The sequence below is a fragment of the Pseudomonas putida S13.1.2 genome (genome assembly GCF_000498395.2).
GTDB lineage: Bacteria > Pseudomonadota > Gammaproteobacteria > Pseudomonadales > Pseudomonadaceae > Aquipseudomonas > Aquipseudomonas putida_Q.
This window is the reverse complement of the sequence record NZ_CP010979.1, coordinates 669,971-691,106: the sequence shown is the minus strand read 5'-3', so window position 1 is coordinate 691,106 and position 21,136 is coordinate 669,971. Positions and strand designations below refer to the sequence as shown.

Below are 21,136 nucleotides of genomic sequence, written 5' to 3'. Positions count from 1 at the left end.
TCAACTAAAAATAAAAAAGTTGTGCAACAAAGCTCTTCTGCCTAGATACGTAATTACTAATAAGTTAGGAGGAGTAAGCATGAGCCATGCGTTTCTAAAAATTATTACAGTCTGCATGGGTTTGGGATCAAGCATGATCACGGTCGCTTCAGACGACCTTATGTTATGGAAAGCATACGACCAAGTAATAAAGCCCGCTAAGTACATTGATTTGACTCATGCTTTTGAGCCTCACATGGCCGTGTGGCCGGGCTTCGGTAATGCTACATTCAAGGCAGCATCTGCAGCATCAGACGTGCCTGGAATGGCTAATAAAGGTGAAGCATTCACCTATGAAAAAAACGGCTTTGTAGCCAGCGCCTACGTACTCCCCACCGATCAGTACGGCACACAACTGGATCCGCCTTCGCATTGGAACCAATACGGCGCTACCATTAGCGACCTCCCCCCGACCATGAGCGTTCGACCTCTTGTTGTGATCAACATCGCACCTCAGGTCGCAAAAGACCCTGGCTACCACCTCCAGGTTTCTGACGTTGATGCTTGGGAAAAACAACATGGCCGGATTCCCGCTGGCTCCGTAGTCATGGTGCGTTCCGACTGGTACAAAAAGTGGGACGACCTTGAACGATATCGCAAACCGCCGTTTCCAGGGGTAAGCCTCTCCGCGTTAAAATTTCTGCACATGGACAGAAAGATACTCATGCACGGTCACGAGCCACTCGACACTGACACAACACCCAACGCTGAAGGCGAAGCTTGGCTCATGCACAACAACTTTGCGCAGGCTGAGGGCGTGACGAACCTTGATAAAGTTCCGGAGGCTGGAGCTCTTATCTCTATCGGATTCGCCAAACCGCTGGGAGGTGCTGGGGGGTACGCTCGATATGTTGCCATCGCCCCGGCTAACTGGAAGTACGGCGAGACTGTGCTAACAGCACCTGGTGCTCCCCTCCCAACTCAGAAATATCCACTGAAACGTGATGATTTGGGTGTAATGCGACCTACTCCCTGATCTCCACTCGATGGATAGGGGGCAGATCGAAACCAACTGCCTCCTCCTGAGCTGACCAGCCATGACTGGTTTTACATTGAAAATGACATTTTTTGTCTGATCAGGCCACCTCGTGCACGCGCCCTGCAGCAAACAGTCTGCAAGGCCTGTGGGTCGTGTAGATTCGAACAGGACAAGAAGTCATTTACACAATGATTATATAGAGATTTCCTATGTCTGTTATAGTCCAACAAAAAGAACACAGTTTAAATCGCGGGCTAACCAACCGCCACATTCAACTTATGTCCATTGGAGGCGCGATAGGTACAGGCCTTTTCATGGGCGCAGGGAAAACTATCAGCGTTTCCGGCACATCTATCATTCTAACTTACGCAATAATTGGATTTTTTCTTTACTTCGTAATGCGCGCAATGGGGGAGCTACTACTCTCAAACCTCAGCTTTAAATCTTTCACGGATTTTTGCACCCACTACATCGGCCCTTGGGCCGGATACTTTATCGGCTGGTCGTATTGGATGACCTGGGTGGTTGGCGCAATCGCAGATTGCACAATCGTCGGTGGATATCTCAAACTTTGGTTCCCTGAACTACCTGCTTGGATCCCTGCATTTTCCGTACTGGCACTTATATTGTCGCTAAATCTCGTAGCAGTTCGAATGTTCGGCGAGATGGAATTTTGGTTTGCATTGATAAAAGTCGTAGCTATCGTGTCGTTAATTGCCACTGGCGTAATTATGATAGCAACCTCTTACATTTCTCAAACTGGCATTCAAGCTTCTCTTGGGCATTTGATTGAGGAAAACGCAGTTTTCCCATACGGCCTGGCTGGTTTTCTAGCCGGCTTCCAAATGGCCATATTTTCTTTTGGCGGCATTGAGCTAATTGGGACTACTGCAGCCGAAGCGAAAGATCCCACAAAAACACTTCCTAAAGCAATCAACGCTGTACCTGTGCGAGTACTAATTTTCTACGTTCTTTCCTTGAGCACTATCATTTCGGTTTCATCTTGGGGGGAGATTTCTGGTGATAAAAGCCCATTTGTAGAGCTGTTTATTATGGCCGGGCTTCCAGCTGCAGCGGCGATCATCAATCTGGTAGTTATTACCTCAACGATGTCAGCAGCAAATAGCGGAGTTTTTGCAACCAGCCGCATGCTGTATGGAATGTCAAATGCAGGACAGAGCTCAAGCTTCTTTAACAGGCTATCTAAGACTTCTGTACCGGTGCGCAGCCTTATTTTTTCATGCTCAGTCATGGCGGCGGGGTTGTGCTTACTATTTGTATCGCCTTCTGTGATGCAAGTTTTCACCATCCTTTCGACCATCTCCGCGATTTTATTCATTTTCGTATGGGCAATGATTTTGTTCGCTTATATAAAATATCGATCGAAAGAACCAAGCCTGCATTCTAAATCCACATTTAAATTACCGGGCGGCGTACCAATGGCCTACCTGTGCCTGGTATTTTTTGCGGCCATTATCTTTATTCTCGCGCTGTCGCCCGACACCGCCAAAGGCTTAGCACTGGTGCCCTTCTGGTTTGTGATGCTAACACTGCTCTATAAAAGGAGGCTGGCACGCCCTCCAGAGTTGGTAGCTAGCAACCAATCGGTAAACTACTGAACAAATTTAAGCGGGGCAATGTTTCTATGTTGCCCTTTTTTAATTTTGGCCTTGTTTGTCACGAGGCGGCCCTGACGCTAACACCCTAAGAGAAACAGGGTAGACGCTCTGCTCGGAAAATGCTTATTGTAGGCCTAAGGATTCCGAAAAAATAATAAAATCTTGCTATGCGAACCTGCTGCCCGAAAAACACAATAAACATCGGAGATGGTAATGAAAAATAGCACTAATAAATGTAAACATCATATTGTGCGCAATGTGATTGTAGGAGCCCTTCTCAGTGCATCAGCCACAACGATCTTTGCCGGCGACACCATCAAGATTGCAATCGTTGGGCCCGCTACCGGCCAGTTGGCCCAGTTCGGAGAAATGCAATCTGTCGGCGCCAAAATGGCGATTGAACAACTGAATAAGTCTGGCCAATTTGCTGGCAAAACACTGGTAGCTGTACCTTATGATGATGCATGCGATCCTAAGCAAGCCGTCGCGGTCGCTAACAAGGTAGTTAATGATGGGATCAAATTTGTTGTAGGCCATGTCTGCTCTAGCTCAACTCAACCGGCGTCCGACATTTACGAGGATGAAGGCGTCCTGATGATAACTGCCGCGTCGACCAATCCTGAGATCACCAATCGAGGCTATAAGTTGTTGTTCAGAACAATAGGCCTGGACAACGCACAAGCGCCAATAGCATCAAAATATATTCTTGAGCACATCAAACCGAAGTCAATCGCCATCATTCATGATAAACAACAATATGGCGAAGGCATCGCATCGGAGGTCAAGCGCAACCTGGAACTACAGGGTCAGTCCGTCGCTATGTTCGAAGGTATCAATGCCGGCGACAAAGACTACTCGGCTATAATCTCTAAGATTAAACGACAAAACATTGACTTGGTTTACTTTGGCGGCTACCACCCAGAGCTTGGCTTGATTCTGCGGCAATCACGTGAGCGAGGAGTCAATGCTAAATTTATGAGTACTGAAGCGGCTGGGAATAAAGAGCTCACTGCCATTGCCGGCTCGGCGGCAGAAGGGCTTTCAGTAACCCTTCCAAAAGCCTTCGATGAAGACCCCGCAAACCAGTCTCTTGTACAAGCTTTCAAAGATGCGAAAGCGGATCCAAGCGGTATCTTTGTACTTCCTGCATATGCAGCGGTACAAGTACTGGCGAAAAGTATCAGTGATGCCGCCAGCACTGATGTAGAGAAGGTTGCTGCGACAATCCGAGGTGAAAGTTTCAACACCCCAATCGGAACGCTGCAATTTGATGAAAAAGGTGATCTGAAGAACTTCAGCTTTGTAGTTTATGACTGGCACGCCGACGGCACTAAAACTCTGGCCACACAATAGGCGCTGCCTCATCTTCCCTGCCCTAATCTTGGGCAGGGATCTTTCACCTTCTTCAACTTTGCCTGATGCATTATGTGCAATCGGGCAGGAGTCAGTGATGAGCGAATTGTTTTACTACATACAGCAATTGATCAATGGGCTGTCTGTGGGTAGTACCTACGCACTTATCGCGATTGGTTACACCATGGTTTACGGCATCATTGGCATGATCAACTTCGCCCACGGCGAGGTGTACATGATCGGCTCCTACGTTGCCTTCATAGCCCTGGCGGGCCTAGCAATGATGGGCATCCACTCCCTTCCGATCCTGATGACCGTCGCCTTCATCGCGACGATCTGCGTCACCAGTGCTTATGGCTATAGCATCGAACGAATAGCCTACAGGCCTCTGCGCAATAGCAATCGATTGATCCCTCTCATCTCCGCAATTGGCATGTCAATCTTCTTACAGAACACGGTTCTGCTATCCCAAGACTCGAAAGACAAATCGATCCCCAATTTAATACCTGGCTCATTCTCGTTCGGATCAACTGAATCTACAGAGATCATTTTGTCATACATGCAGATCCTTGTTTTCGCCGTAACTCTGATCGCCATGACAGTCCTCACACTGTTCATTTCTCGCTCTAGACTAGGCCGCGCCTGCCGCGCCTGCGCTGAAGACATCAAGATGGCCAACCTGCTGGGGATCAACACCAACAATATCATCGCCCTGACCTTTGTCATCGGTGCCGCCCTCGCCGCCGTAGCAGCGGTGCTGTTGAGCATGCAGTACGGCGTGATTAACCCCAATGCCGGCTTCCTCGTCGGACTAAAGGCGTTCACTGCAGCCGTCCTGGGTGGTATCGGGAGTATCCCTGGAGCGATGCTCGGTGGCCTTGTTCTCGGAGTTGCTGAAGCTTTTGGCGCAAACATCTTCGGAGACCAATACAAAGACGTCGTCGCCTTCGGCCTCTTGGTCATGGTTCTTCTGTTCCGCCCCACCGGCATCCTTGGCCGCCCAGAGGTTGAGAAGGTATGAGCAAGCATTTCAGGCAAGCAATTTTCAGCGCCTTGCTGGTATGGGCGGTCGCATTTCCGGTTCTCGGCTTGAAACTATCCATTGTCGGTATTCGGTTAGAAGTCCAAGGTCAAGGCTCGACAACGCTCGCGGTAATCGCGATCTGTTCGGCACTCATGTTCCTGAGAGTCCTCTTCAACGGGCAGTGGCAAGCAATGTTCGCGGGCCGCTCCAACTCGCAGCTTATCTCCCCAAACGTCACTAATTTCCTGACCCTTCCGAAAACTCAGCGCTGGATCATTCTGGGCTTGATCTTGGCGGCATTAGCCTGGCCGTTCTTCGGCACCCGGGGGGCTGTCGATATCGCAACCCTCATCTTGATCTACGTGCTGTTGGGCCTGGGCCTGAACATCGTGGTTGGCCTTGCCGGCCTGCTCGACCTCGGCTACGTCGGCTTCTACGCCGTAGGCGCCTACAGCTACGCGCTCCTGTCCCACTACTATGGCTTGAGCTTCTGGATCTGCCTTCCGATTGCCGGCCTGATGGCTGCTACGTTTGGCTTCCTGCTGGGCTTCCCTGTCCTTCGCTTGAGGGGCGATTACCTGGCCATCGTCACACTGGGGTTCGGCGAGATCATTCGCATCTTCCTGCGTAATTTGACAGATATCACGGGTGGCCCAAACGGTATTAGCAACATTGAGAAACCCACCTTCTTCGGCCTGACCTTCGAGCGTCGTGCTGCAGAAGGTATGCAAACCTTCCATGAGTTTTTTGGCCTGCCGTACAACTCCGTCAGCAAGGTGGTGTTCCTCTACCTGGTTGCCCTTCTCCTTGTGCTGCTGGCACTGTTCATCATCAACCGCCTGTTGCGCATGCCAATTGGGCGTGCCTGGGAGGCTTTGAGAGAAGATGAGATCGCCTGCAGGGCGCTAGGCCTCAACCCGACAGTCATCAAGCTATCTGCTTTCACGCTTGGTGCTTGCTTCGCAGGATTCGCCGGCAGCTTCTTCGCTGCACGCCAAGGCCTGGTAACGCCCGAGTCGTTCACCTTCATCGAGTCGGCCATCATCCTGGCCATTGTCGTCCTGGGTGGGATGGGCTCCCAGCTGGGCGTGATCTTGGCGGCAGTCGTGATGATCCTCCTGCCCGAACTCATGCGTGAGTTCAGTGACTACCGGATGCTTATGTTTGGCGCACTGATGGTGCTGATGATGATCTGGCGCCCGCAAGGTCTGCTTCCAATGCAACGCCCTCACATGACCTTGGGATCACGTAACACCGACCCGCTCAAAGCTGGCACAGAGCCCACCAACTTCATCCAATCGAGCAATCGCGGAGAAGCGCGATGAGTAATCCTATTTTGCAGGTTAGTGGCCTCTCGATGCGCTTCGGTGGTCTGCTGGCGGTCAATAACGTGTCGCTCACTGTACCGGAAAAAAAGGTCGTGTCCCTGATAGGGCCCAACGGCGCCGGCAAAACTACGGTCTTCAATTGCCTCACCGGCTTCTATAAGCCGACCTCTGGATCCGTCAGTCTGGGAGGCGAACCGATTCAAGGGTTGCCTGGCCATGCCATCGCATCCAAGGGGATAGTCCGGACTTTCCAGAACGTCCGCCTCTTCAAAGAAATGACCGCGATTGAAAACCTGCTCATCGCCCAGCACCGGCACCTGAACACGAACTTTTTCTCAGGCCTGTTCAAAACGCCTGATTTCCGGAGAAAAGAAGCTGAAGCGATGGACTTCGCCGCAAGCTGGTTGAAGCGCACAGACCTCCTGGATGTCGCCAACAGACCAGCGGGCACCCTCGCCTACGGTCAGCAACGCAGACTCGAGATCGCTCGTTGCATGATGACCAAGCCTCGCCTCCTTATGCTGGATGAGCCCGCTGCCGGATTGAACCCAAAAGAAACGGAAGACCTGAAAGCGTTGATCGGCGTTTTGCGAGCTGAAGAAGGAGTAACCGTCATGCTCATTGAACACGACATGCACCTGGTGATGAGCATCTCTGATCACATCTACGTGGTGAACCAAGGCACTCCTTTGGCTGATGGCACGGCAGAGCAAATCAAGGTCAATCCTGACGTCATCAAAGCCTACCTGGGAGAAGCCTGATCATGTTGCATTTTGAGAATGTCTCGACCCACTACGGCAAGATTCAGGCGCTGTACGATGTGAGCATTGAGGTGAATCGGGGTGAGATTGTCACGCTCATCGGCGCAAACGGAGCTGGGAAGTCGACACTGCTGATGACCCTCTGCGGCGCCCCCAAGGCCACGAAAGGCAGCATCCGCTATGAAGGTGAGGAACTGACCACCAGCCACTCTAGCGAGATCATGCGCAAGAGCATTGCCGTGGTGCCGGAAGGTCGCCGAGTGTTTTCTCGGCTTACTGTAGAAGAGAACCTGGCCATGGGCGGATTCTTCACTGACAAGGCTGATTTTAACGCCCAGCTAGAGAAAGTCCTCGAGCTATTCCCGCGTCTTCGTGAGCGCTTCAGCCAACGTTCTGGAACCATGTCTGGTGGTGAGCAGCAGATGCTCGCCATCGGTCGAGCGCTGATGAGCAAACCCAAATTGCTGTTGCTGGATGAGCCTTCGCTGGGCCTGGCCCCGATCATCATCCAACAGATCTTCCAGATCGTTGAGCAGTTGCGGGACGATGGGGTTACCGTTTTCCTGGTTGAGCAGAACGCGAACCAAGCTTTACGCCTGGCTGACCGAGGGTATGTGCTGGAAAATGGCCGGATCGTGATGCAGGGAAGTGGCGCGGATCTGTTGGCTAACCCACGAGTGCGTGATGCGTACCTTGGTGGATAACTAGGGGGTAGAGCTGATCCACCAATGAGCAAGATCTCGCTGGTGGATCAGCAGGCGGGGCCAAACGATTACCACATGCGCCACGTTCCCGTTGTCTTTCATAGAGGGGAAGCTCAAGGCCGCAACAAAGGCAACGCCTGCAATCCAGACAGCCCGTCAAGAAGCTCTTTGTCATAGACAGCGCTGTACATACCTCGCGGTTGCGCTTCTAAATGCTGCGTGAACCCACAGGCCAATCCAACGATAGTGTCCTCATACTCTTCGACCAACATCAACGCCCGACTCCAGAGGCGCTCATCCAGTGCTTTCAGTTGTTCATCAACAACATCTGCATCGGGGACACCTGGATGCAGGATGCTGCGTAACAGATGAATCGCTTCTCGAGCCTTGGCATAGTCTTGTTCTGCACCTAAAGACCCACGAATAATCTTGGCTGCCCTATCCCTGTCCACTCCCCTTTCCGGGACTTGGCCCTGGGGAAGAGTTTCCGCCATAGCTCCGGCGTAGAGCACCAGGACACGGCGCTCGAGGTACGCCTTTACGTCATCCACACTGGTCAACGATTCCGCTAAGTGAATCATCGATCCACCGAGATGATCACCCCGCGCCGAGAGTTCAACTGGGCCTGCCCAGTCTTAGGAAGGCTGTCGTGAACCGACCCCTGGCGTCGCCCTGGGGTGGCCCTACCGGGCTTCCATGCTCACGCCTCTGGCCCATTGGGCCGGCGCGCTCCGCTTGCCCTTTGTGAACTCAAGATTCAACGAAGTGAACCGTCGCATATCTCTCTCGCAGACTCACGTACATATGACTGGCCCTGCATTGAGGGAATCCCGGTGATGACATTGGCGGGACTTTTCTTTCACCCAATTTTCACGACACCTAGGCAACACTCGCCCTATCCCTATGTGTGATAGAAGCTCCCATTAGCCCGCCTAGCAGCGGGCTTTCTTTTGTATGGAATTCGTCATCGACCCAGGCCGTTTGTCTTCTGAATTGTCCGTTCTGCTGGCCCAGGCTGTCCTTTGAGGACACTAACTAGAGCCACTCTCATGCCACAACTCATCAGATTCATAACCCTTCCCCTGGCCGGTAGTCTTCTGTGGGCTTGCTCTGCTCCTGAGACGAAGTCGCCTGTGGAGACACCCGGCAGACCCGCATCAGCCAAGACCCAATTGCTAGAAGCCGGGGCAGCGACCTTGCAGGCCAAGCCGCCCATTGAGGCTATCAATGCCTAGGGCTGTCTTCGACTGATTTTTGCGATTACTCCAGGTGCTGCTTGATCGCCTGAGCGGCTTGACTCATCGCATCACGGACGCTGGGAACCTGGGCGAGTACATTGAGTAAGCCGTAGTCGTGAATCATGCCGTTGTATCGAACGGCAGTAACCGGCACGCCTGCCGCATTGAGCTTACGGGCGTAAGCTTCACCCTCGTCCCGCAGTACATCCATTTCGGCAGTCTGTACCAAAGCTGGTGGTAGGCCTTGCAGCTGCTCCAAGGTAGCGCGCAGTGGTGAGGCGTGGATGTCGCTTCGCTGTTGCGGATCGGTGGTGTAGTTGTCCCAGAACCATTTCATCATGCCACGAGTAAGGAAGTGACCTTCGGCGAAGCGGTTGTAAGAGCCGCTGCTGAAGTCTGCATCCGTCACCGGCCACAAGAGCGCCTGGAAACGCAGTTTGGGGGTGCCGGCCTCTTTGGCCTTGATCGCAACCACAGCGGCCATGTTCCCACCGACACTATTTCCCACAACCGCGAGACGGCTTCCATCGACACCAATCTGCTTACCGTGTTCGGCAACCCAGCGTGTGGCGCCGTAAGCTTGATTGATCGCTGTGGGGAACTTCGCTTCCGGCGACGGCGGGTAGTCGACGTAAACCGCTGCCGCACCAGACCCTACTACCAGGTCGTGGATCAGGCGTTCATGGGTGGGATAATCACCAAGCACCCAACCCCCGCCATGGAAGAACATGAACACAGGCAAGTCGCCCTCTGCCCCTTCTGGACGTATAACCCGAATATCCAGGCTTCTGCCCTCTACCTCGATGCTCCGACGCTCGATCTGGATACCCGCGAGATCTACCTTCACGCTGGCCTGGGCACCGCTCAGCGCGGCGCGGGCGTTTTTCGGCGAGAGGGTTTCCAGCGGTTTACCACCGCCTGCTTCCAGGGCTTGAAGAAAGGCCTGGGTGGTGGTTTCGACACCAGGGCCACCCGCAGCGAATGCACTGTTAACGGCAATGGCAAGAAGGCCGGCGGTGAGTGTGCGTGACAACTTCATGGTTCAAGTTCCTTGGCGATGGGCCGGTAGTCGTTGGGTCGTGGGTTAGTTGTTGGAACAACCATTCCCTATAACGCGGTACTCCATGATGTGACGATCGCCTTTGGAATCGTCGTAAGTCAGCTGCATTGGCACCACATCGCAGACATTAGGTACCGGGGTAACAGCCACAACGTGCGCGATATCGAGGTGCTGAGCGTAGCGATAGGGCTCCACCGTAAGCTGCGCAGTCTGAGTAACCTGGTCGTCGGCCATAGCGACAGAACCAAGGCAGCCGATGAACAAAACGAGTAACAGCTTCATAGCAATCACCTGTATTGGGGGCGTAAGGAGGCCAGCGCACTCATACGGCGCTCGGTCGGAGTAAAGGGTTGGGGGTAGCCCGGCGCAGTTCTGACGCCGGGCTGAGTGGCATCAGAAAGGCTTGGTAGGCAGGTACTTGCCGTCCAGGGTGATCACAGCACGGTGACCACCGTCCGGGTCTTCGACTTTCTTGATATCCAGCTTGAAGTTGATGGCGCTGATAATGCCGTCACCGAACTTCTCGTGAACCAGCGCTTTGAGGGTGGTGCCATACACCGACATCATCTCGTAGAAGCGGTAGATGGTCGGATCGCTCGGTACGCCGTCGAAGAAGCTGCCACGAATTGGCATCGATTGCAGCAGAGTGACTTGATCAGCATCGAGGTCGAGCTTTTCACCTACGACCTTGGCGGCGCTTTCAGGCAGTGGGTGCTGGCCAAGCAGGGCTGCAGTGACGAAGGCTTCGGACAGGCCGGTGCCATCAACGATTTCGGCGAAGGAAAGATCCTTGCGGGCCTTGGCCAGGATGATGATTTCGGTCAGTTCCTGGCGAGCGGTGCGAGTAGCTTGAGTCTGGATCATGGTGAATCTCCTGGGTAGGTAAAGGTGCAGGTATAGGTTTCAGGCAACGTGCCTGGCTTGTTGGGATACGGCGTGAACTTCAGGGTTTTCGGCGAGAGACACGAAGGTGCCGGTGCTGCCATCAAAGGCATCGATACGCCCGGTTTCGATGTCATAGATCCAGCCATGCAGCGTGACGCGACCTTCTTCGAGCGCCAGGCGAACGGATGGGTGGGTCTGAATGTTGGCCAGTTGTGCGATGACGTTTTCGCGCACCATGGAAGCGACTTTGCTGGGCTTATCGAGGTGCTGACGGGCTTCGTTAACCACCTTGGCCGAGTCGGCGTAACGCAACCAACCGGCTACAGCAGGCATGTGATCCAGGCACTTGCAGGTTGCGATAGCGGTCATCGCTCCGCAGTCCGAGTGACCGCAGATCACGATGTCTGCGACGTTGAGTCCGGCCACCGCGTATTCGACCGAGGCCGAAACGCCGCCAGGCTCCGGGCCATACGACGGCACGATGTTGCCGGCGTTACGAATTACAAACAGATCGCCTGGCTCGCGCTGAGTGACCAGTTCAGGCACCAGTCGGCTGTCTGAGCAGGAGATGAACAGCGCCTTCGGGCTCTGCTGGTTGGCCAAGTCCTTGAACAGTTTGACCCGCTCAGGAAAGGCGTTTTGCTGGAATTTCAGAAAACCGTCGATGATCGCTTTCATGGTTGCTGTCTCAATGTCGCTGGGTGTGAGACAAAGATTAAGCAACACATGACATAAGGTAAAAGTCTCATTTATTATGCAGTAGATCAGATAATCTTATGGATCAACTTATGCTCGCTCGACACATCCAGTATTTCCTGGCGGTTGCTGAACATCTCAGTTTCACGAAAGCTGCAGCGGCTCTGCATGTCTCTCAGCCGGCCCTTTCGCAGCAAGTAAGGCAGTTGGAAGAAAGTCTTGGAGCCCAATTGTTCGACCGCTCAGGGCGCACAACGCGGCTGACAGACGCAGGCGATGTCTACCTTCTCTATGCACGCCGTGCGTATCAGGAGTTGCGGGAAGCTAAGAACGCTATCCATGACGTGAGCGACCTCAGCCGTGGCTCATTACGCATTGCCGTAACGCCGACATTCACGACCTATCTGGTGGGGCCGCTGATCGAGGCATTTCACTCCAGGCATCCCAAAATCACCGTCAACCTGAAAGAGATCTCCCAAGAGCGCATCGAGGAATTGCTTTTGGCAGGAGAACTGGACGTAGGGATCGCGTTCGATGAAATAAATACACCGGACATTGAAGCCATCCCCTTGCTGAACGAAACGCTCGCTCTAGTGGTGAACCGAAAACACCGTTTGGCCGAGGAGCGGGCAATTACATCGAAAGGCCTGAGTGTTGAGTCTCTGGTTCTGCTCAGTACAGAGTTTGCCACTCGTGACCAAATCGACCGCTACTGCCGCAAACACGCGATTCGCCCTCAGGTGCAAATGGAGGTCAATGCTCTTGGGGCAGTGATTGAGATCGTTCGACGAACGCATCTTTCGACGTTGCTGCCTGCCAGAATTGCGTTGGCTCATGACGACCTAGTGGCCATCACCCTGGAGCCAGAACGTTTGCAGCGAACTGCCGTTCTTTTACGGCGAAAGGAAGCCTATCTGAGTGCAGCGGTGGGGGTTTTCATCGAGCTGGCTAAAGAAGTGTCCAGCGGTCTTGATGGGTGAGATAGCCACGCGGGCTGATGGCGCGGCTCGGCGCTCAGGGAAGGGAGACGGCACTTGCGGTGGGTTTCGGCGCGACTACCATGTCGACACCGTGGGGAAGCAACAAACCTGATCCTTCCGCTGTGAAGGATCAGGTTCTGCATGGCTCAGAGACCCAGTTCAGTCAAACCTGGGTGATCATCTGGCCGGCGACCCAGTGGCCAGTGAAACTTGCGCTCGCTTTCCTTGATAGGCATATCGTTGATGCAGGCAAAGCGGCGGTGCATCAGACCATCTGCTTCAAACTCCCAGTTTTCGTTGCCATAGGAGCGGAACCAGTTGCCTGAATCGTCGTGCCACTCGTAGGCGTAACGGACGGCGATGCGGTTGTCGGTGAATGCCCAGAGTTCTTTGATTAGACGGTAGTCCAGCTCCTTCTTCCATTTACGAGTTAGGAAACCTTGGGCTTCTTCGCGATTGTTTGCAAACTCGGCGCGGTTACGCCATTGGGTGTCCAGGGTATAGGCGAGCGCAATTTTTTCAGGCTCGCGGGTATTCCAGCCATCTTCAGCGAGCCGGACTTTTTCAATCGCCGATTCGCGAGTAAAAGGAGGAAGTGGCGGGCGAACTTGTGCGTTGGACATGGTGATGCCTCCAAATTAAGTGGATAAACAAATTTTATTGCAGGACGTTAAATCAGACCAATGAAGCCAGGCCCGCCTGAAGCGATATTCAAAGACGTGAAACGAATTAAAAGAGAGCGACTGAAAACCACCCTTAGCATCAGGAATAATATTCTTGCACTAATGGCTTATTACAATATTGGAGCAGGTGTAGCGATTACAGACCCAGTTCAGTCAGACCTGGGTGATCATCCGGACGGCGCCCAAGTGGCCAGTGGAACTTGCGCTCGCTTTCCTTGATGGGCATGTCGTTGATGCAGGCGAAGCGGCGATGCATCAAGCCATCTGCCTCAAACTCCCAGTTTTCGTTGCCGTAGGAGCGGAACCAGTTGCCCGAATCGTCGTGCCACTCGTAGGCATAACGGACGGCGATGCGGTTGTCGGTGAAGGCCCAAAGCTCTTTGATCAGACGGTAGTCCAGCTCCTTCTTCCATTTACGAGTGAGGAAACCCTGGGCTTCTTCGCGATTGGTCGCAAACTCGGCGCGGTTTCGCCATTGGGTGTCCAGCGTGTAGGCGAGCGCGATTTTTTCGGGCTCGCGGGTATTCCAACCATCCTCAGCGAGTCGGACTTTTTCAATGGCCGATTCGCGAGTGAACGGAGGAAGTGGCGGACGAACTTGTTCGTTGGGCATGAGGGTGCCTCCAATCATTTGGATCGTTCAGTGGGATTAGCGGTTCTGGAACGTTAAGCGCTTGTGCGCGGTACTTCTTTGAGCAAAATGTTAGCGATTTCTTTAGCACTATCCAGGGCGGTGAAATCACCCATTACCCGGGCCACGGTTATAGTGCCCTCTATAAGCACGAAAAACTGCTTAGCCAAAACAATCGGATCTTTGACGCCTAAATCTTTAGTAAGCTCTAGCGTGTAGTCAAGTAGCTTTTGTTTATGCAGCTTTGCGATTTGCCGAATAGGGTCATCTGCATCGCCCACTTCTCCGGCAGTGTTAATAAAAGCACAGCCGCGAAAACCTTCAGACTCAAACCAGGACTTTAAGACATCAAAAATGCTAAGAATGCGCTCTTGCGGAGTATGCGATTTTTCGCATTCACCTTTGAACCACTGCATCCAGCGTACATCGCGTGCATTCAATGCCGCTGCTGCGACATCGTCTTTATTCGCAAAATAGCGATAAATACTTTTACGCGCTACGCCAGAAGTCTTTACCAGGAGATCCATGCCAGTGGCATGAATCCCATTTTCGTAAATCAGCTTTTCGGCAGTAGCCAGAATTTTTTCACGTGTATCGGTCATTGGCTTATCCATGTAGCCAGAGTAGAACGATCGTTCTCCCTGGTCAAGCATCTCGTGTGATTCTTTTGATTGTACGTGTGAGAGGGGTTTTCAATCGAGCCTGCGCTCCAATCTGCGCCCGGCCATTCGAGAGGATCGAAAGCCTCGATTACCGAGGCTGCCGAAGCACCCAACCTGGCTCAGGTCTTAGGCGGTGCCTCAGTCAACCTGCTGATGATTTGTGTAGGGAGGCTATTGAAGCGGGCCCCAAGCTACACCTTGGTTGGCTAAGCCCCTTCTCGTATCATCAGCCCTCCCTACCCGGAATGATTTTCGTGAAGCCGTCACCTCGAAGTGCCCAGCCCGTCCCTGCAAATGTCAATGGCCCGAAGTGGGATGTCGGCGAAGCTGTCAGCCAGCTGTCTTGGGACGACTTGCGGATCATCAAAACGCTGAGCGACTGTAGCAATCGCGCCGCCACCGCCAAGAAGCTCGGCATCAATGTCTCCACCGTCTCGCGCCGGGTTGCACAGGTTGAGAAGACGCTGGGGGTTGCGCTGTTCGATCACCGCAAGGCGGGGTATTTGCTAACCGCTGAAGGCGCAGAGCTGCGCTCACTAGCGGAGCGAGTCGAACTTGACATTGTCAGTGTCACGCGCAGGGTTTCTCGTGCCGGTCAGGGCCCCCTGGGAAAACTGCGAATTACCACCAGCGACTCGCTGCTGCTGTACTTTCTTACGCCGATCATCGCGGACTTCAAAGCCGCCAATGAGGGGATCACGATTGAAGTGCTGGTCGGCAACCAGACGTTGAGCCTGGCGAGAGACGAGTCGGACATCGCGGTGCGCGCGACCAAGAAACCGGCAGATGCCCTTGTGGGTCGCAAGCTCGCCAACATCGCCTGGGCGCCATATGGCAGCGTCAAGCAGGCGGCAATTGCCGATCCCTTCGCTGAGGGTCAGTCGTGGGTGTCCTACTCGGGAGGCCTGTGCGGTTTGAAGGCAACAAGCTACGTCGAATGTCGGGTGCCTCCGGAGCAAATCTCTTATCGCACCGATTCGGTCGCAGCAGCTAGCGCTGCAATTGCGGCAGGCCTCGGTTTTGGTTTCCTCCCCTGCATGCTGGGCGATATGACCCCTGGGTTGGTTCGGGCAGGCCCAGTGGTGCAAGAGCTTCAGGACGAGCTTTGGCTGCTTACCCACCAGGACATCAGGAAGTCCTGGCGGGTGAAGGCATTCATGACATTTTGTGCGGCTGCCGTGGCCGACCTCAAACCGCTGGTCGAAGGTCAGCAGGCCATCCCGGCTTCATAGCTGAAACCCGGAGCGCAGGTCACTTGGCCTGGGCACCGATCACCGCACGGCACACAATCTCGATCAGTTGTGGACGCTGAGCGAGCCGCGATACGCCGATGATATTGCTGGCCGCCTGCGGGCGCTCGGTGCCATACGCCGCCTTGCGCACCTTGCCGACAACGGCAAAGGCTGCATCCATGTCCAATACATACAGCGTCTCTTCAACGACGTCCTGCATCGTGGCGCCATACAAGGCCAACAACTTGGCAATGTTGTCGTAGGACACCCGCATCTGTTCGCCCATCGACGAGAAATCGCTCGGACGACCGTCAGCATCCAGTGGCGCGGGTGCTACCAGATTCCCCTCTTCGTCATGGTTGAACTGTCCCGAGATGAAAATCTCGTTCCCAACTCGCCGCGCTTGCGGATAGCCATAGGCCTCTTCCCATGAAACGCCCCAGTAAGCGGTGTCGTCGTTGAAAGGTCGTGAAGCGGCCATTGGTTTCTCCTCGGCGAAAAATGGATCGACGTGATCCGACTGGCCGAGATCCTAGCACCGGATTGAACGCCTTCTGTGGTGCATTAATGCGATTCCAAGGGCGCAAAATTGCGCCACCGCTTCGGTGAGTGTTTCGCTATCTTGTGATGGCACTCGGCGGCGACCCGCCGAAAAACTCTCGCTACCGTTCAGCAAAAGGGAAGAACAATGAGCAATCCACACACTGAAGTCCTGACCCCGCTCAACAGCCAACTGATCTTCATTGATCAGCAACCGCAAATGGCTTTTGGCGTACAGAGCATTGACCGGCAGACGCTGAAGAACAACACCGTAGGTTTGGCCAAAGCAGCCAAGATCTTCAATGTGCCGACCGTCTTCACCACGGTCGAAACCGAGAGTTTCTCCGGGCATACCTACCCCGAACTGCTCGCGGTTTTCCCGGATGCTCCGTTGCTCGAGCGCACGTCCATGAACTCTTGGGACGACCAGAAGGTTCGTGACGCGCTGAAAAAGAATGGTCGAAACAAGATCATTGTCTCGGGCTTGTGGACAGAGGTCTGCAACACCACCTTCGCACTATCCGCCATGCACGATGCAGGCTATGAGATCTACATGGTTGCCGATGCCTCCGGCGGTACGACCAAAGAGGCCCACGACTACGCGATGCAGCGCATGATCCAGGCAGGCGTTGTGCCCGTGACTTGGCAGCAGGTGCTCCTGGAGTGGCAGCGCGACTGGAAAAATCGCGACACCTATGATGCCGTGATGACACTGGTCAAGGAGCACTCTGGCGCCTACGGCATGGGCGTCGACTACGCGTACACCATGGTGCACAAAGCACCTGAGCGCGTTCAGCACGGCCCCACCTTGGCGCCCGTGGCCGCATCGATCTAAGGCCTCATCAGCCCAGCCTTGGTTTCGGATCAAAAGCGGGGCTGGCACGAACTGATCCGGGCTAGCGAATCGAGACGGAGTGTACTGAGGCGTCGGGAGAGGTTTCAGCGATCCGTGCTGCCCGGATCAACCATCTTCAGATTTTTCAGGATGAATTGATCCCCATGAACAGTGCTAACGGCATCGTTATAGCCACCGTCGCGATTCAGTCGACGGGGCGGCTCAAACCCTGGCAAGTCACAACGGCCAAGCAGATGATGCTGGATCATCTGGATACCGGTATATCTGTCACCGCACTTGCTGAAGCATGCGGTCTGTCACGTAGTCATTTCTCGCGAATGTTCAAAGAATCCACACAGGTCTCTGCGCAGCAATGGTTGCGTGAGCAACGGCTCAGGAAGAGCAAGGAACTGCTGGAAGCATCGTCGATGATGCTCGCCGAGATTGCCCTGGAGTGCGGCTTCTACGACCAGCCGCATTTCTGTCGGACGTTTATGAGATCCGAAGGGATTACGCCTCAAGCATGGAAGCAACAGGCCATTTAGCAAGATCGGTCTGCTATCCCCGTCCTACTAGGCAAGCACCGCTAGCACCTTCCTGGCTATTGCGACTTGCACAGTCGTACTCCGCCTCCGCCCGAACTGGTGGTGGACTGGCCGTGAAATGTCCCGAGATGATTGAAAGCCCTGGAACAAACGAAACGGGCTAGGCTGTCTAGATGGAGATGGAAATAGGAGGCAAGGTGGCGAGACCGTTACGCGGGCGATGGTGTGGGGGACAGGCAGAGGACGTGCCCTGGCTGAAATTGGTACAGACGGAAGTGGTGCAATTTCCCATCAGAAAGTGAAACAGGTGGTTGCCCATGGCAAATCAGATTGCAGAGCTTGATGCCTACTTGGAGCTCCTTGCCCAGATCGCCGACGAGCTTGAACAGCAGGTAGCGCCCTGCCCCACTACTCGACCGATGCTGATCGCGTGGTTGACGGAGTGGATTCGAAGCCCTGAAGCGTTGAGCGAAATCAGACGTGAGCTTCCTCGCCTTCCCCAAGTGCTGAAGTCGGCATATAGCGAGTGGAATCACCTGGGTGGCGGCCATTAGGTCGCCACCACTTCTTCAACCGGAAGCTTAGGCCACCTGCCGTTCAACAGGCTGCTGATTGGTTGCAAGGCATCGGGCGCGTCCCACACCCCACGCCAGGGCCCGAGTCATCGATTCACCTGGGCGCGAGAGGAAAGCTTCTTCATGAAGTGCCATACCGGTTCCGGCATACACCCCGATGAACAATTGGGTGTTGCCCGTGCGCGACTGTCGCACTTGAATGTTCATGGTCGCACCGTCGTCCAGTGTCTCGTCGTGAGACCTGTTATTGAGCTGACCCAAGGGGCATATCGCCCTGGCAACGTTGAAGCGATAACTGTCAGGATGCAAGAAGAATTGGGAGGAGTGGCTTACTTCGAGACCGGAGATGTGTTCCCGCCAAGATTAATATGCCGGCGAAAGCACCAATGCACAGGGGCACCATTAACTGTTGCTCAGGGTTTGTAAGGCTACCCATCATGGACAAGGCCAGCAGCCCCATAGCCACCAAAAGTCCAACGCTGCCAAGCGCGGTAAGAAGCCATCCGACTACACGCATTACTTTTCTCCCAGAACAGCTTCACGCTTGAAGATTTCCAATGTCTTCGGCCCTATGCCCTTGAAGCTGAGCAGCCACGCGTCAAAATCAGCTGACTTCATTGACCCGCTCTCTACCGCATTCGTTCGAGATTCCAGCTCGGCAGCCAGGCCAACACCTAGCTCATGCAATCGGGTTGCAGTGGATTCGTCGTACCGCGCATAACCTGCCTGGCCCAGGAGCCTGACGAGATCCCGATGGGAGCAGCCAGCCAATTTTTCAGGCGTATCCAACCCATGGCGATCAACCAGATTTCGGTACGCTTCAAACGCGACAGAGGAACGAATCCTCTTCCCGATCAAAAAGCTCGCGAGCAGCCACTTGTAAAGCCCGTGGCCAGTCGGCTGGCTGATAGCGATACCAAGCTCGGCTGCAGTGATAGGCGTCACCCTTTTGAACGTCTCGGATCGGCGGAACGTGGATAGGTGCGCTCTTCTTCGAAGGTACCGTCAGCCTTGTGAATCTTCACCGATGCCGTTTTGCCGTCAAAAAAATCCGCCAGCGAGCCGACCAGCTCCTGCTTCGTGGCCGCTCGCTTAGACGCACGTTCAGCGCCGGCTTTTTTGAGTTCCCAGCCATCAGCGGCTGGGCTCAGGTGGTAGTTGTCCATAGCGCTGCTCCTCCGGTCTATATTGACTCTGCGTCGTCCTGGATGTCTTCCTCGGCTTCAGCGGCATCTGTGGCGTCGGCATCATTGAGCGGCGGTGAGCTGGGCTTTTCAGGGTCGTTGATAAAGGGCACACCGCTCGGCCCCTGCTCTTCAAGTCCTTCGGTTTTTCGCTGCATGATATTTCCTCCAACCGGTCAAATTTGGAGTCCGGCTGTGAGTAAGCGTTCAGTCCGTAGTGCGCCGGAGTTCTGGCGGGCGCTCCAGGAAGGCAGGCCCGTCGGGATGGTCGGGGGTCTCACCCCTAAAAGGGTTGCAGCTAGCCCGTCGCAATGTGACTTCCCAAAACGCTTACGATTATCGGGGCCATGGAAGAGAGATCTGGGCGGCGCATTACCTGAGTGCGTTGGCCAAGGCACTGATGGAGGATGCCGAGTTGGGCATGATGCGCTGATTGGGGTGGACTGGCCGCGCTGGCATCATCAGATGCTCAGACTTGCCAGCGACGGTCCGACACCAGTACTAGAAATCCACCTTGCCCCGACCGGCCTTGACAGTGCTCCGCCTGGCTTTGCCTTCGAGGCGGCGGGTTTTCGAGCCAAGGGTCGGCTTGGTGGGGCGGCGTTTCTTCTCTGTCTTGCCGGCAGCGATGATCAACTCGCCAAGACGCGCCAGTGCGTCAGCACGGTTCTGCTCTTGGGTGCGGTATTGCTGGGCCTTGATGATCAACACGCCGTCGCCGGTGATGCGACTGTCACGCAGCGCCAGCAGCCGCTCCTTGTAGAACTCGGGCAACGATGAGGCCGGGATGTTGAAGCGCAGGTGTACGGCGCTGGACACCTTGTTGACATTCTGCCCACCTGCGCCTTGCGCGCGGATATAGGTCAGTTCGATTTCGGCATCCGGCAGATGCACGTTATTGGAGATGGTCAGCATGGTATGGCCCTTGTCATTGCCGCCATTATCACAGCCTTGGCCGCGCGCCCATAGAACAATGCACGATTTCTTGCTATCCCCACCCAAGATGATGTCTATCTGTGTCGAAAAATCAGAATTTTTCGCTTTCTTGTAGGGCATTTCCCAAAGATACTGTTGCCGCCTATTTTCCGTTGCGGGTGCCCTGTAGGGGCTCTAGTCTGGGTCGGTCGCCGCTCATCAGCGACACGGCTTTGACAGGCCGTAACGGTATATAGGTTCTGCGGCGCCCTCATGGCGGCTGCGCGTGGGGCACGCTTGCGTGCGCCGGAACTTCCTATATCCGCCGGTCTGTCAACCCACGCACAGCTGCCACCTAACCTGTTTGACAGCGGGATCGGTGCAGCCTATTTGGAGATATAGGAATGTTAAAGATGGTCCCCGACCCACCCCACACCCTCCACTCCCTCGAAGACACTCTCATCCAAGCCGCGGAATATGCCGTCTGCGCGCTAGCGATTTCGCAACAAGCGATGCTGATGCAGCCCAAGTCACCTGCAGCGGTGCTGATGATGGCGACGACCCATGAACTTGAGTCCCTGCGCTCGTTACTTGAGTCCGCATTGATTCAGGCACAGACGCCGAACGAGCCGCGAATGCAGCACTGAGCCGATCAGGGAGATGGACCC

General features: G+C 54.4%; 27 protein-coding genes and 1 pseudogene. 14 read left to right on the top strand and 14 right to left on the bottom strand.

The window, feature by feature from the left end:
- Positions 1–79: 79 nt before the first annotated feature.
- The 7 genes from N805_RS02905 to N805_RS02875 all read left to right on the top strand — a co-directional run bounded on the left by N805_RS02905 (position 80) and on the right by N805_RS02875 (position 7,807).
- Entirely contained in the window at positions 80–1,015 is a 936-nt protein-coding gene (locus tag N805_RS02905) for a cyclase family protein (protein WP_019471991.1), read from the top strand.
- A 212-nt stretch (positions 1,016–1,227) separates the two neighbouring features.
- On the top strand, positions 1,228–2,637 hold the full coding sequence (locus N805_RS02900; protein ID WP_019471990.1) for an amino acid permease: 1,410 nt from the start codon (positions 1,228–1,230) through the stop codon (positions 2,635–2,637).
- A 213-nt stretch (positions 2,638–2,850) separates the two neighbouring features.
- Positions 2,851–3,990, top strand: a complete 1,140-nt coding sequence (locus N805_RS02895) for a high-affinity branched-chain amino acid ABC transporter substrate-binding protein (RefSeq protein ID WP_026034513.1) — start codon at positions 2,851–2,853, stop codon at positions 3,988–3,990.
- A gap of 97 nt (positions 3,991–4,087) precedes the next feature.
- Positions 4,088–5,011, top strand: a complete 924-nt coding sequence (livH, locus tag N805_RS02890) for a high-affinity branched-chain amino acid ABC transporter permease LivH (protein WP_019471988.1) — start codon at positions 4,088–4,090, stop codon at positions 5,009–5,011.
- Positions 5,008–6,339, top strand: coding sequence for a high-affinity branched-chain amino acid ABC transporter permease LivM (locus N805_RS02885; RefSeq protein ID WP_019471987.1), 1,332 nt, complete (start codon positions 5,008–5,010; stop codon positions 6,337–6,339). The genes livH and N805_RS02885 overlap by 4 nt, the downstream gene beginning before the upstream one ends.
- Complete coding sequence (livG, locus tag N805_RS02880; RefSeq protein ID WP_019471986.1) at positions 6,336–7,103, top strand: high-affinity branched-chain amino acid ABC transporter ATP-binding protein LivG; 768 nt, start codon at positions 6,336–6,338, stop codon at positions 7,101–7,103. The genes N805_RS02885 and livG overlap by 4 nt, the downstream gene beginning before the upstream one ends.
- A 2-nt stretch (positions 7,104–7,105) precedes the next feature.
- A complete protein-coding gene (locus N805_RS02875) occupies positions 7,106–7,807 on the top strand; it encodes an ABC transporter ATP-binding protein (RefSeq protein ID WP_019471985.1) in 702 nt (233 codons plus the stop codon).
- Between the two features lie 113 nt (positions 7,808–7,920).
- On the opposite strand, the gene N805_RS02870 is transcribed toward N805_RS02875, so the two are convergent.
- From N805_RS02870 to N805_RS02850, 5 genes are all read right to left on the bottom strand, one after another.
- Positions 7,921–8,388, bottom strand: coding sequence for a hypothetical protein (locus N805_RS02870; RefSeq protein WP_019471984.1), 468 nt, complete (start codon positions 8,386–8,388; stop codon positions 7,921–7,923).
- A gap of 679 nt (positions 8,389–9,067) precedes the next feature.
- Positions 9,068–10,084 (bottom strand): alpha/beta hydrolase, encoded by a 1,017-nt coding sequence (locus N805_RS02865; protein WP_019471983.1) that lies wholly within the window; start codon positions 10,082–10,084, stop codon positions 9,068–9,070.
- A gap of 45 nt (positions 10,085–10,129) precedes the next feature.
- Complete coding sequence (locus tag N805_RS02860; RefSeq protein ID WP_019471982.1) at positions 10,130–10,387, bottom strand: DUF2790 domain-containing protein; 258 nt, start codon at positions 10,385–10,387, stop codon at positions 10,130–10,132.
- Positions 10,388–10,498: 111 nt separating this feature from the next.
- Positions 10,499–10,969, bottom strand: coding sequence for a cyanase (cynS, locus tag N805_RS02855; protein WP_019471981.1), 471 nt, complete (start codon positions 10,967–10,969; stop codon positions 10,499–10,501).
- Between the two features lie 39 nt (positions 10,970–11,008).
- A complete protein-coding gene (locus N805_RS02850; RefSeq protein WP_019471980.1) occupies positions 11,009–11,668 on the bottom strand; it encodes a carbonic anhydrase in 660 nt (219 codons plus the stop codon).
- Between the two features lie 110 nt (positions 11,669–11,778).
- Here N805_RS02850 and cynR point away from each other — a divergent pair, with 110 nt between their 5' ends.
- Positions 11,779–12,666 (top strand): transcriptional regulator CynR, encoded by an 888-nt coding sequence (cynR, locus tag N805_RS02845; RefSeq protein ID WP_019471979.1) that lies wholly within the window; start codon positions 11,779–11,781, stop codon positions 12,664–12,666.
- Positions 12,667–12,812: 146 nt separating this feature from the next.
- Here cynR and N805_RS02840 read toward each other — a convergent pair whose 3' ends face one another.
- The 3 genes from N805_RS02840 to N805_RS02830 all read right to left on the bottom strand — a co-directional run bounded on the left by N805_RS02840 (position 12,813) and on the right by N805_RS02830 (position 14,594).
- A complete protein-coding gene (locus tag N805_RS02840; protein ID WP_019471978.1) occupies positions 12,813–13,289 on the bottom strand; it encodes a DUF1348 family protein in 477 nt (158 codons plus the stop codon).
- A gap of 196 nt (positions 13,290–13,485) precedes the next feature.
- Positions 13,486–13,962: a DUF1348 family protein gene (locus N805_RS02835; RefSeq protein ID WP_019471977.1), complete on the bottom strand. Its 477-nt coding sequence runs from the start codon at positions 13,960–13,962 to the stop codon at positions 13,486–13,488.
- A 53-nt stretch (positions 13,963–14,015) separates the two neighbouring features.
- A complete protein-coding gene (locus N805_RS02830) occupies positions 14,016–14,594 on the bottom strand; it encodes a TetR/AcrR family transcriptional regulator (protein WP_026034511.1) in 579 nt (192 codons plus the stop codon).
- Positions 14,595–14,887: 293 nt separating this feature from the next.
- Here N805_RS02830 and N805_RS02825 point away from each other — a divergent pair, with 293 nt between their 5' ends.
- Positions 14,888–15,874, top strand: a complete 987-nt coding sequence (locus tag N805_RS02825; protein WP_019471975.1) for a LysR family transcriptional regulator — start codon at positions 14,888–14,890, stop codon at positions 15,872–15,874.
- A 19-nt stretch (positions 15,875–15,893) separates the two neighbouring features.
- Here the strand turns inward: N805_RS02825 and N805_RS02820 are convergent, their stop codons facing one another.
- On the bottom strand, positions 15,894–16,355 hold the full coding sequence (locus tag N805_RS02820) for a RidA family protein (protein ID WP_019471974.1): 462 nt from the start codon (positions 16,353–16,355) through the stop codon (positions 15,894–15,896).
- Positions 16,356–16,562: 207 nt separating this feature from the next.
- Here N805_RS02820 and N805_RS02815 point away from each other — a divergent pair, with 207 nt between their 5' ends.
- From N805_RS02815 to N805_RS02805, 3 genes are all read left to right on the top strand, one after another.
- A complete protein-coding gene (locus N805_RS02815) occupies positions 16,563–17,249 on the top strand; it encodes a hydrolase (RefSeq protein WP_019471973.1) in 687 nt (228 codons plus the stop codon).
- A gap of 164 nt (positions 17,250–17,413) precedes the next feature.
- A complete protein-coding gene (locus N805_RS02810) occupies positions 17,414–17,794 on the top strand; it encodes a helix-turn-helix domain-containing protein (protein WP_019471972.1) in 381 nt (126 codons plus the stop codon).
- Between the two features lie 317 nt (positions 17,795–18,111).
- Positions 18,112–18,348: a hypothetical protein gene (locus N805_RS02805; RefSeq protein ID WP_019471971.1), complete on the top strand. Its 237-nt coding sequence runs from the start codon at positions 18,112–18,114 to the stop codon at positions 18,346–18,348.
- A 27-nt stretch (positions 18,349–18,375) separates the two neighbouring features.
- Here the strand turns inward: N805_RS02805 and N805_RS30880 are convergent, their stop codons facing one another.
- The 4 genes from N805_RS30880 to N805_RS30675 all read right to left on the bottom strand — a co-directional run bounded on the left by N805_RS30880 (position 18,376) and on the right by N805_RS30675 (position 19,711).
- Positions 18,376–18,576: a hypothetical protein gene (locus tag N805_RS30880; protein ID WP_371113223.1), complete on the bottom strand. Its 201-nt coding sequence runs from the start codon at positions 18,574–18,576 to the stop codon at positions 18,376–18,378.
- A 309-nt stretch (positions 18,577–18,885) separates the two neighbouring features.
- Positions 18,886–19,314: a hypothetical protein gene (locus tag N805_RS02800; protein ID WP_019471969.1), complete on the bottom strand. Its 429-nt coding sequence runs from the start codon at positions 19,312–19,314 to the stop codon at positions 18,886–18,888.
- A complete protein-coding gene (locus tag N805_RS02795; protein ID WP_019471968.1) occupies positions 19,311–19,535 on the bottom strand; it encodes a DUF2188 domain-containing protein in 225 nt (74 codons plus the stop codon). The genes N805_RS02800 and N805_RS02795 overlap by 4 nt, the downstream gene beginning before the upstream one ends.
- 17 nt (positions 19,536–19,552) lie before the next feature.
- Entirely contained in the window at positions 19,553–19,711 is a 159-nt protein-coding gene (locus N805_RS30675; RefSeq protein WP_019471967.1) for a hypothetical protein, read from the bottom strand.
- Positions 19,712–19,911: 200 nt separating this feature from the next.
- Between N805_RS30675 and N805_RS30670 the strand changes: the two are divergent.
- Positions 19,912–19,986: pseudogene (locus tag N805_RS30670) on the top strand (hypothetical protein); the annotation flags it as partial.
- A gap of 68 nt (positions 19,987–20,054) precedes the next feature.
- Here N805_RS30670 and arfB read toward each other — a convergent pair.
- Positions 20,055–20,468, bottom strand: coding sequence for an alternative ribosome rescue aminoacyl-tRNA hydrolase ArfB (arfB, locus tag N805_RS02790; protein WP_026034508.1), 414 nt, complete (start codon positions 20,466–20,468; stop codon positions 20,055–20,057).
- Between the two features lie 404 nt (positions 20,469–20,872).
- On the opposite strand from arfB, the gene N805_RS02785 reads away from it, so the two are divergent.
- A complete protein-coding gene (locus tag N805_RS02785) occupies positions 20,873–21,115 on the top strand; it encodes a hypothetical protein (protein WP_016488005.1) in 243 nt (80 codons plus the stop codon).
- Positions 21,116–21,136 lie beyond the last annotated feature (21 nt).